Raw genomic sequence first — 9971 nt, 5'->3', positions numbered from 1 at the left:
CAAATTCGCCATGGTGCTTCACTCGATGTCTGCAATAGGGCAACCCAGAGACATCCATAAGTCCCTGGATTGGCGAAGTCACAGAGAGTAAAGAGTTGCTATCCGTGGCGAATGTCGGAAGGTTCGCTTTATAAAGACAGGCGCTTCCCTAAGTGCAGAACAACAGGCAGTGGATACACAGCCATAAAAAACTCGCCATGACCGGGTAGGCGATGACGCGTTTTTTATAACTTCGACTGAAAGGGAAAATCAGCCTGCCAGCGCGCTCAGGTCCAGTCGCCCCCCAATAACCGGCGGGCACCAGTAGTAACCACCGGTCAACGGCGTACTGATGCGGTACAACCCGTCGACAATCCCGTCTTCCAACCCGCTCATGCGGCGCAGTTGTGCTTCGAATGCATCGAACGAATGGCCAAACGCGAGGAACATCAACCCGACCTGGCCGTTCTCGGCCCATGGCATCGAGCGGCGCACCACGAAGGCTTCCGGGGTGAAGCTTTCCTGGGCAGTGCGTTTGGTGTGGGCGGATTCGGGGGCGTCTTCCAGCTCTTCGTTGTCGCCATGGCGGCGGCCGATGATGTGGTCGCGCTCTTGGGCAGGCAAGGCGGCGAAGCCGTCGAGGTCGTGCTGCCATTGCTGGATCGCGGCGAAGCTGGCGCCGCTGTCGGTCAAGGCGGCTTCAACGGCGGCGTCGTCGTGAGGGTTTTCGGTGCCGTCTTCGTAGTCGGTGAGGTCGAAGCCGGTCTTGTAGCGAAAGCCTTCGGTTGATTGCGCCAGGCTGAACGCTGGGGCCAGGGCCTTCTCAAAAGCGCGACTGCGCAACAGCAGTTCACCGCGATCCACGCCGTGCAGCCATACCCACAGTGCCTGCTGGGTGGACGGATTGTGCGCGCCCGGCGCGCTCACGGTTGGAAAGCTGCGCAAGCCGTCAACCGTCGCACCCAGTGCATTTACCAGCGGCTCGCCAAACCCGACCACTGCCGCCGAATCGGTCAACTGCACCAACGCGTCCAGCGCAGCAGGTACGGCTGCCAGGGTATCCACGGCAAAAAACAGATGGCGTGCCTGCAAAGGCACCGGTGCGGCAAGAATGCCCGGCTGGTAGTGACTCATGTGAACTCCTTCAAGAAAGGCGCGCAGTTTACCCGGCGCAAGGCGCGGTGCGTACTGCAAAGCGCACAAGCCTTGCCATAGAGCCCTCTGTTGGGTGACTCTCTAGTCATGTTTTGCAACTATTCCAGGGGTAGCGACATGACCACCAGCAACCTGCTCGCCCAACTTTTCCCCACGTCCGTGGCCGACATTCCCGAGCAATTCCGGCTCGAAGCGCCCATTGAACAGCGTGATTACCTGGTCGATGGCCAGTTGCAGGTATGGAGCGGCCCGCTGGCCCAGGTGCAGAGCCCGGTACAGTTGGGCGAGCGCCGCGTGGTGATCGGCAGCACGCCGCTGCTGGACGCCGAGACCGCCCTCACCGCCCTCGATGCCGCCGTGCGCGCCTACGACCGGGGCCAGGGCGAATGGCCAACCATGCGCGTGGCGGACCGTATCCAGCATGTCGAAGCGTTTTTGCGCCGCATGCGTGAACAGCGCGATGCCGTGGTTACGCTGTTGATGTGGGAAATCGGCAAGAACCTCAAGGACTCGCAGAAAGAATTCGACCGTACCTGCGACTACATCACCGACACCATCAATGCCCTCAAGGAGCTGGACCGTCGCAGCAGCCGCTTCGAGCTGGAACAGGACACCCTCGGGCAAATCCGCCGTGTGCCGCTGGGCGTGGCGCTGTGCATGGGCCCCTACAACTACCCGCTCAACGAGACCTTCACCACGCTGATCCCGGCGCTGATCATGGGCAACACCGTGGTGTTCAAGCCGGCCAAGCTCGGCGTGCTGCTGATCCGCCCACTGCTGGAGGCGTTCCGCGACAGCTTCCCGGCCGGGGTGATCAACGTGATCTACGGCAGTGGCCGCGAGACCGTCAGCGCGCTGATGGCCAGTGGCAAGATCGATATCTTTGCGTTCATCGGCACCAACAAAGCCGCCAGCGACCTTAAAAAACTGCACCCCAAGCCGCACCGCTTGCGTGCCGCCCTGGGCCTGGACGCGAAAAACCCCGGCATCGTGCTGCCCGAGGTGGACCTGGACAATGCCGTCAGCGAGGCGCTCACCGGCTCGTTGTCTTTCAACGGCCAGCGCTGCACCGCGTTGAAAATCCTGTTTGTGCATGAGGATGTCGTCGAGCGCTTTATCGAGAAATTCAACGCCAAACTGTCGACCCTCAAACCCGGCATGCCATGGGAAGACGGCGTGTCGCTGACGCCGCTGCCGGAAGTGGGCAAGGTGGACTACCTCAACGAACTGGTGGCCGATGCGCAACAGCATGGCGCCCAGGTGGTGAATGCCAACGGTGGCACCAGCCGTGGGTCCTTCTTCTACCCGGCGGTGCTGTACCCGGTGAACCCGCAGATGCGCGTGTACCACGAAGAACAGTTCGGCCCGGTGGTGCCAATCGTGCCCTACCGCGACCTGGAGACGGTGATCGAGTACGTGCTCGACTCGGACTTCGGCCAGCAATTGAGTATTTTCGGCACCAACGCTGTAGAGGTCGGCCGCCTGGTGGACACCTTTGCCAACCAGGTTGGCCGGATCAATATCAACGCCCAATGCCAGCGCGGGCCGGACACCTTCCCCTTCAACGGGCGCAAGAACTCGGCCGAGGGCACGTTGTCAGTGCATGACGCCTTGCGCGTGTTCTCGATCCGCACTTTGGTGGCCACCAAGTTCCAGGAGAGCAACAAGGCGCTGGTCAGTGACATCCTGCGCAACCGTGATTCGAGTTTCCTGACCACCGATTACATCTTCTAACATCTGCACGACTCACTGTGTGGGAGGGGGCTTGCTCCCGATAGCGGTGGGCCAGCCAATACATGCGGTACTGATCCACCGCCATCGGGGGCAAGCCCCCTCCCACATTTGGATTGTGTACATCTCCTGAACCGAGGCCCCTTTAATACTGATGAATCTGCCACTCTTCGCTCGGCGCCTGTTGCGCCCGCTGCTCGACCCGTACCGCCGCTATCGCCACGCCAAGCTGATCCACGCCGTGCGTGTGTCCATCGGCCTGCTGGCGACGATCCTGCTGACCACCGGCATCAACCTGCCCCATGGCGAATGGGCCTCGGTGACCATGCTGATCGTGATCGGTGGCTTGCAGCACCACGGCAATATCGGCAAGAAAGCCGTGGAGCGCGCCTACGGCACCTTGATCGGCGCCAGCGTCGGCCTGCTGCTGGTGGTGCAACAGGCCTACTTCGGCCAGCCACTGCTGACCTATTTGTTGATGTCGGTGGTGTGCGGATTCTTCTCCTATCACGCCATCGGCAAGGGCGGCTACATCGCGCTGCTGTCGGCGATCACGGTATTTATCGTCGCCGGCCACGGAGACAATCCGCTGTCCGACGGGTTGTGGCGCACCGTGGATATCCTGATCGGCATCGTGCTGGCCCTGGCGTTCTCGTTTGCCCTGCCGCTGTACGCCGTGTACTCGTGGCGCTACAACCTGGCCAGCGCCTTGCGTGATTGTGCGGCGATTTACAGCCGGATCATCAATGGCCAATCGGTCACCGATGATGAACACCTCAAACTGCTTAACCGCCTGAATGCGGCGATGGTGCAACTGCGTTCGCTGATGCCGTCGGTGTCCAAGGAAGTGCGAGTGTCCATGACCGAACTCGACGCAATCCAGCGCCACCTGCGCATGTGCATCAGCACCCTGGAGATTCTCGGCAACACCCGGCCGGATCCGCGTGATGAACACGCGACGGCGCGGATGCAGGTGATGTTGAAAGCCGAGCACCGGCAGATACGGGTGCAGTTGGTGGGAATGGCTCGGGCCTTGAAATCCGGAGTGACGGAGCGGCTGGAGCGGCCGAGCCATGCCGGCCTGAACGAGCCTGCGCTGGATGCGCCGGTCTACAGCGCGCTGGATGGCTACCGGTTGTTGACGCTACAGTTGGCGGCGAATATTGATGCCATGCGTCAGCGGCTGGCCAAGAGTGCCGGGCGTTGGAAGATCTAAGAAATGGCTATTTGACGCATTTGTCCACGTCAACACTTTCACACTTTCTCTTACATTTTTTTCACGTTTTATTCACATCCCAGGCCGTACTGTGAAGCCTCATCCGTTACAAATGTTGCATATCAAGCCCGCCGCCCCAGCGGGCTTTTTTTTGCCTGGGATTTGATCTAGCGCGCGACTTTGCCGACAGGTGCAGAGGCTTGCTCGCGAATCGCCCGTTGGGTGTCCAGCACCCTGGCCAACGCGGTTTCTGCCTCGGGGCTTTGCTGCGGGACACGAATCGCTGCCGAGACCAGGGTGATCAGCTTGGCCATCACCTCGGCATCCGTGGCCGGGCGGCCCAGGCTCATGGAGTTCATCAACAGGCGCAGCTCGGTACCGGCCATCACCCCGGAAATCGCCTTGAGGGCAAATTGCAGGCGCACACCCAGTTCGTTGCGCGGCAAATCCGGCAACGCCAGGGCGAAGGCTTCGAAAAAGCGTTGGAACACCGGCTGGTAATGCACCTTGAGGTATTCCTGGATAAACGGTGAGGTGTCGCTGTACACACGGCCCAGGAAACGAATGAACGAACGCCCTTCCCCACTGGCACTGGCCGGGTCGCTGCGCTCCAGGCCCATGGCCGGAGCGAAGAGCACACCGAGCAAGGTGTCGCAATCGAGGGGGCCATCGGCTTCGGCTTCACAACGTGCCAATAGCTCCAGGCGCTGCTCGTTGAGCGGCTCCAGGCGTTGCATCAGCAGGGTCTTCATCAGGGAGTCCTTGTCCCCGAAGTGGTAGTTCACGGCAGCCAGGTTCACCTGGGCACGCTCGGTAATCTGCCGTAACAACACCGCGTCATAACCGTACTTAATAAAGAGCGCCTCTGTCGCATCCAGCAATCGAGTCTTGGTAATGTTTGGAGCGCTGAGTTTCTTCGCGACCATAAAGGGTTCCACGGCGGAAATATTGTTTTAAAAAATAATTTGATTTTTTATACCGGGGCGGCCGTTCGAAAGCAAGTAGTGACACACCGCCATACCATCCAAAGCCTTTGCCAGCGGGCATTTTGCGGCCAGCCAGGGGTATTTTGGCAGCTCCTCACACTGACGGGTTAAATCGTTTCAAAGGGTAAAACCGCTCTACATCCATGGCTGGCGAAGCACTGGGAACACGGTTAGTATTCAAACAATATTTTAAAAACAAGAAATAAAACCAGTCCGTGACGCATACCAGGCAGCTCCCGAACTTGTTACAAGGATTTACAGGGGCATGCCGGCGGCGTCGAGACTGCAGGCGTAGTCATGATGACACAGACCCCCGCGCACCCAGGCTTGATCTCCCTGCAAGGCATCGGCAAACGTTATCAGTTGGCCGGGCAAAAGCTGTCCATTCTCAATGACGTGTGCCTGTCCATCGCCCGCGGTGACAGCTGCGGCATCCTCGGCGCCTCCGGTTCCGGCAAGAGCACCCTGCTCAATATCCTTGGCCTGCTGGACCTGCCCAACAGCGGCCAGTACCACTTTGCCGGCCACGATATTTTGAGCGCCACCCCGGACGAACTGGCGGCGATCCGCAACCAGCAGATCGGTTTTGTCTTCCAGAGCTTCAACCTGCTGCCGCGCCTCAGCGCCCTGGACAACGTCGCCCTGCCCCTGAGCTATCGCGGTGTGTCGCGCCATGAATCGGTGGAACAGGCCCAGCGCATGCTCGAACAGGTAGGCCTGGCCGACCGCGCCCACCATCGCCCCGCCGACCTCTCCGGCGGCCAGCGCCAACGCGTGGCCATCGCCCGAGCCTTGGTGGGCAAACCCTCGGTGATCCTGGCCGACGAACCCACCGGCAACCTCGACAGCAGCACCGCCCAGGACATCATGGACCTGCTGCTGGCCCTGAATCGCGAGCAGCAGGTCACGCTGATCATCGTCACCCACGACGCGCAGATCGCCGAACGCCTGGAGCGCAAGATTCTGGTGCGCAACGGCGTGGTGCACGAGGTCGGTCGCCCATGAGCCTGCGGGTCGAACAGAGCCTCAGCCAACTGCTGCATGAAGCCTTCATCAGCCTGCGCACCCTGGGCAAGCGCTCGGTTCTGGCGCTGCTGGGCATTGTTATCGGCAGTTCATCGGTGGTGGCGCTGATCAATATCGGCCACAACGCGGCGGTGGATGCCGCGCTGATTTTCAAGGACATGGGCACTGACACCCTGGTGGTGCAGTTCCCGCCCAAAGGCAGCAGCAATGTGCCGATGCGCGCCCAACTCGACCTGCAAGCAGTGCGCGCGGCTGTGCCGGGCATCGCGCATATCGGCGCACTCAGCCTGTTCAGCGGGCCCATCGTGTTCCATGGCCGCAGCGTCAACGCCAACTTCGTCGGCAGCACGCCGGACATTCCCCAGACGATGCGCCTGCAACTGCAGCAGGGGCGTTTCCTGTCGGGCTTCGATGCCAACGAAACCTATGGCGTGATCGGCAACCAGGTCGCTCAGGCCCTGGGGGCGCCGGGCGACCCGCTGCAACTGGGCGACCGCGTGCGCATCAACGACTACCTGTTCCTGATCGTCGGCATCCTGCACAACCAGCCCAGGGCGATGCTGATGCCAGTGCAGGCCAACGAGTCGTTGTTCATCCCCGCCGAAGGCATGCGCCGCATCTACGCCATGCCGCAGATCGGCAACGTGATCATCCGCGCCGCGCCCGGCCAGGACATGGAGCGCATCGCCAAAGAGGCCGCCAGTGCCTTGCAAACCCAACTTACCGAGCATTCTGTCGACATCCAGGTACCCCAGCAGATGATCGATGGCATGACCCGGCAAAGCCGCACCTTCGCCTACCTGCTGCTGGCGCTCGGTGCGATTTCCCTGGTGGGCGGTGGCGTGGGGGTGATGAACGTGATGCTGATGAACGTCTCGGAGCGGCGCCGCGAGATCGGCATTCGCATGGCCCTGGGCGCTCGCCAGCGGGATATCCGCAACCTGTTCCTGCTCGAAGCCGTGACCCTCACCGCCGTCGGCGCGCTGTGCGGCGCAGTGCTGGGCATGAGCGCCGCCTGGCTCTACGCCTGGCTGTCGGGCTGGGAATTCGCACTGGCGGCTGCCGCCCTGCCCCTCGGCGTGGGCAGCACGTTGCTGGTGGGTTTGTTCTTTGGCATCTATCCGGCGGTCTCGGCCTCGCGATTGCAACCGGTGGAGGCCCTGCGTGATGAGTAAATGGCTCTGGCTGCTGGCGCTGATCAGCCTGCCCGGCGTGGCGGCCGACGTGGTCATCCGCCCCTCGGCCCCCAGCAGCAGCCGCAGCGTGTCGCTGAACGCCCAGGTCACCACCCTGACCCTGGGCGACGCGGTGTACCTGGGCCTGCGCAAGAACCCGGCAATCCGCAGTGCCTACCTGCAACGCGTCGCGCAGAAGTTCGATCTGCGGGTGGCCGAAGACGTGTTCAACCCCAAGCTCACCCTCAACAGCTATTACCGCGGCACCCGTGGCTCCCAGGACAGTGCACGCAACGCCAACCTCGCACCGTCCAGCAGCCTGCTCGGCGAGTACGGTACGCGCCTGAGCATGGCCTGGACTCAACAGCTGAACAACGCCGACCGCGCCGGCCGCTACCGCAGCGACGGCCTGGACCTGGCGATCATCCAGCCGCTGATGCGCGGCGCCGGCTGGGACGCCACGACCGCGCCGCTGCGCCTGTCGCGGCTGTCGGAACAGGCCAACCGCCTCAACCTCAAGGCCACCGTGGCACAGACCATCAGCCAGATCATCGCCACCTACCGCGAATTGCTGCGCGCCCAGGAGCAACTGCTGATCGTGCAGGAAGCCCTCAAGCGCTCCGATACGTTGCTCGAAGTGAACAAGGCCTTGATCAGCGCCGGGCGCATGGCCGAGTTCGAGATTGTGCAGACCGAGGCCGACATCGCCACCCAGCAACTGGGCGTGGAAGAAGCGCAAAACCAACTGGACAGCAATCGCCTGGCGCTCCTGCGCCTGCTGGCCCTGGACCTGTCCACGCCGATTCGCGCCACCGAAGCCCTGGAGGCCAAGCCCATGCAGATCGACAAGCGCCAGGCCTTCACCCTGGCGCAAACCCAGCAACCGGAATACCTCGCCGCCCTGCTCGGCAGCCAGCAAGCCGACCTCAACCTGGTGATCGCCAAGGATTCCGGGCGCTGGCAGGTGGATCTGGTGGCCGGCGCGAATCAGATCCGCGACAACTACAATAACGACGCCGGCAGCAGCAACAACCGCACGTGGGATAGCTACGCCGGGGTGCAGGTGCAAATCCCCATCGGCGACATCAGCACGCGCCAGGCCGAAGTGCGTGCACGGGTGAACGTGGAGGATCAGGCTATCCGTATCACCGACGCCCGCCAGGAGCTGGAGCGCAGCGTCAACAACGTGGTGCGCGACCTCGGCACCCGCTGGCGTCAGTATGAAATCTCCCAACGTGCGGTGGAGCTGTCACGGCGCAAGATCGAGATCGAGCGGGAAAAACTCAGCGCCGGGCGCTCCACCAACTTCCAGGTGCTGAGTTTCGAGACCGACCTGCGCAACGCCGAAAACGCGCAGCTCAACGCATTGATCGCTTATTTGAACGCCCAGACACAGCTCGACCTGACCCTGGGCATGACGCTGGAAAGTTGGGAAATCGCCCTCAATGACTACTAATCGAAAACGCCTGCTGGGCGCTGTGGTGATCCTGGTGCTGGTCGGTGCCGGGCTGGCGCTGCGCAGTCCTGCGTCCGACCCCGCCAGCACCGCCGAGCAATGGCTGGCCGTGAAACCCGACCCGCTGGTGCACCAGATCGGCCTGGTGGGCAAGATCGAGCCTGACACCACGCTCACCCTCACCGCGCCGTTCGACGGTAACGTGCAGGCCAACCTGGTGGAGCCAGGCCAACGGGTCGAGGCGGGTCAAGTGCTGCTGCGCATGGACCCGGCCACCCTCGAAGTGCAATTACGCGACGCACTCTCCGCCCAGCTCAAGGCCCGACGCACCGTGCAAGAGATGCAGGACTGGGACAGCAGCCCCGCCGTCAGCCGCGCCCGCCGCAGCCTGCGCACCACCGAGATGACCGCCGGCAACACCCAGCGCAAACTCACCGAAAGCGACAACCTGTTCAAGCGCGGCATCATCCCGCGCAACGAGCTGGACGACCTCAATCAGCAGGCCCAACAGCAACAACTGGACCTCGCCTCCGCCCGCAGCGAACTGCAACAGGCCCTCGACCAGGGCAAGGGTGAATACCGCCAGATCGCCGACATGGAACTGACCAACGCTACGGTGAAATACGAGGCCCTGCGCACGTTGCTCGACGGCCGGGAGGTCAAGGCGCCGTTCTCCGGCATCGTGGTGCCCGCGCCCGGCAACAACACGCCCCAAGGCGGCAGCAACACCAACGCCCCAATCCAGGCCGGGAGCAAAGTCAGCCAGGGCCAGGTGCTGTTTGGCCTGGCGAATATCGAACGGCTGAAGATTGTCGCCAAGGTCTCGGAGTTGGACATCAACCAATTGCATCAGGGCCAGGCGGTGGAAGTCATGGGCGACGGGTTTGATGGCGAGCGGCTGACCGGCTCGGTCAGCGTGGTCAGCGGCTTGGCGATAGCCAGTGACAGCCAGGGCAGCGCGCAGTTTCCAGTGACCTTGTCGATCCCCAAGCTGACCCCGCAACAGTTGCAGCGGGTGCGTCTGGGCATGAGTGCGCGGTTGACCATCGTCACCTACAACAACGAGCAGGCGATTGTGGTGCCCGCGCAGGCGGTCGTTGGCGGTGAAGTGGAGTATCGGGAGGCGATGGACAAGCCGGTGGAGCGAGTCAAGGTCACGACCGGGCAAGCGACGGCGCAAGGGGTTGAGGTGTTCGGCCTGAAGCCTGGCCTTGTGAAGCTCTCACAATAATTGATGGTTCAAATCT

8 protein-coding genes are annotated in these 9971 nt (G+C 62.3%); 6 read left to right on the top strand and 2 right to left on the bottom strand.

All coding sequences use genetic code 11. From position 1 onward, the window contains the following. Nucleotides 1–249: 249 nt before the first annotated feature. Nucleotides 250–1113 carry a Dyp-type peroxidase gene (locus EJD88_RS03090; protein ID WP_158876761.1) on the bottom strand — a complete coding sequence of 288 codons (864 nt, stop codon included), beginning with the start codon at nucleotides 1111–1113 and terminating at the stop codon, nucleotides 250–252. Nucleotides 1114–1251: 138 nt separating this feature from the next. Between EJD88_RS03090 and EJD88_RS03085 the strand changes: the two genes are divergently transcribed. Further along, the gene (locus EJD88_RS03085) at nucleotides 1252–2868 is read left to right on the top strand and encodes an NADP-dependent glyceraldehyde-3-phosphate dehydrogenase (RefSeq protein ID WP_158876759.1); all 1617 of its coding nucleotides are present in this window, start codon (nucleotides 1252–1254) and stop codon (nucleotides 2866–2868) included. A 151-nt stretch (nucleotides 2869–3019) separates the two neighbouring features. Next, nucleotides 3020–4081, top strand: a complete 1062-nt coding sequence (locus tag EJD88_RS03080; protein WP_158876757.1) for an FUSC family protein — start codon at nucleotides 3020–3022, stop codon at nucleotides 4079–4081. A gap of 167 nt (nucleotides 4082–4248) precedes the next feature. Here the strand turns inward: EJD88_RS03080 and EJD88_RS03075 are convergent, their stop codons facing one another. Beyond that, nucleotides 4249–5007 (bottom strand): TetR/AcrR family transcriptional regulator, encoded by a 759-nt coding sequence (locus EJD88_RS03075; RefSeq protein ID WP_099583281.1) that lies wholly within the window; start codon nucleotides 5005–5007, stop codon nucleotides 4249–4251. A gap of 357 nt (nucleotides 5008–5364) precedes the next feature. Here EJD88_RS03075 and EJD88_RS03070 point away from each other — a divergent pair, with 357 nt between their 5' ends. From EJD88_RS03070 to EJD88_RS03055, 4 genes are read left to right on the top strand one after another with little or no spacing between them, the layout of a single operon-like run. Then, complete coding sequence (locus tag EJD88_RS03070; protein WP_158876755.1) at nucleotides 5365–6072, top strand: ABC transporter ATP-binding protein; 708 nt, start codon at nucleotides 5365–5367, stop codon at nucleotides 6070–6072. Then, a complete protein-coding gene (locus tag EJD88_RS03065; RefSeq protein ID WP_158876753.1) occupies nucleotides 6069–7268 on the top strand; it encodes an ABC transporter permease in 1200 nt (399 codons plus the stop codon). Before EJD88_RS03070 ends, EJD88_RS03065 begins: the two co-directional genes overlap by 4 nt. Next, nucleotides 7261–8724 (top strand): TolC family protein, encoded by a 1464-nt coding sequence (locus tag EJD88_RS03060; protein ID WP_158876751.1) that lies wholly within the window; start codon nucleotides 7261–7263, stop codon nucleotides 8722–8724. Before EJD88_RS03065 ends, EJD88_RS03060 begins: the two co-directional genes overlap by 8 nt. Continuing rightward, nucleotides 8714–9955, top strand: a complete 1242-nt coding sequence (locus EJD88_RS03055; protein ID WP_158876749.1) for an efflux RND transporter periplasmic adaptor subunit — start codon at nucleotides 8714–8716, stop codon at nucleotides 9953–9955. The genes EJD88_RS03060 and EJD88_RS03055 overlap by 11 nt, the downstream gene beginning before the upstream one ends. Nucleotides 9956–9971 lie beyond the last annotated feature (16 nt).

This window comes from Pseudomonas sp. PB105, assembly GCF_009764655.1.
GTDB lineage: Bacteria > Pseudomonadota > Gammaproteobacteria > Pseudomonadales > Pseudomonadaceae > Aquipseudomonas > Aquipseudomonas cyclaminis.
Note: the sequence above shows the minus strand (reverse complement) of the source record. Positions and strands in the feature narration are given on the sequence as shown.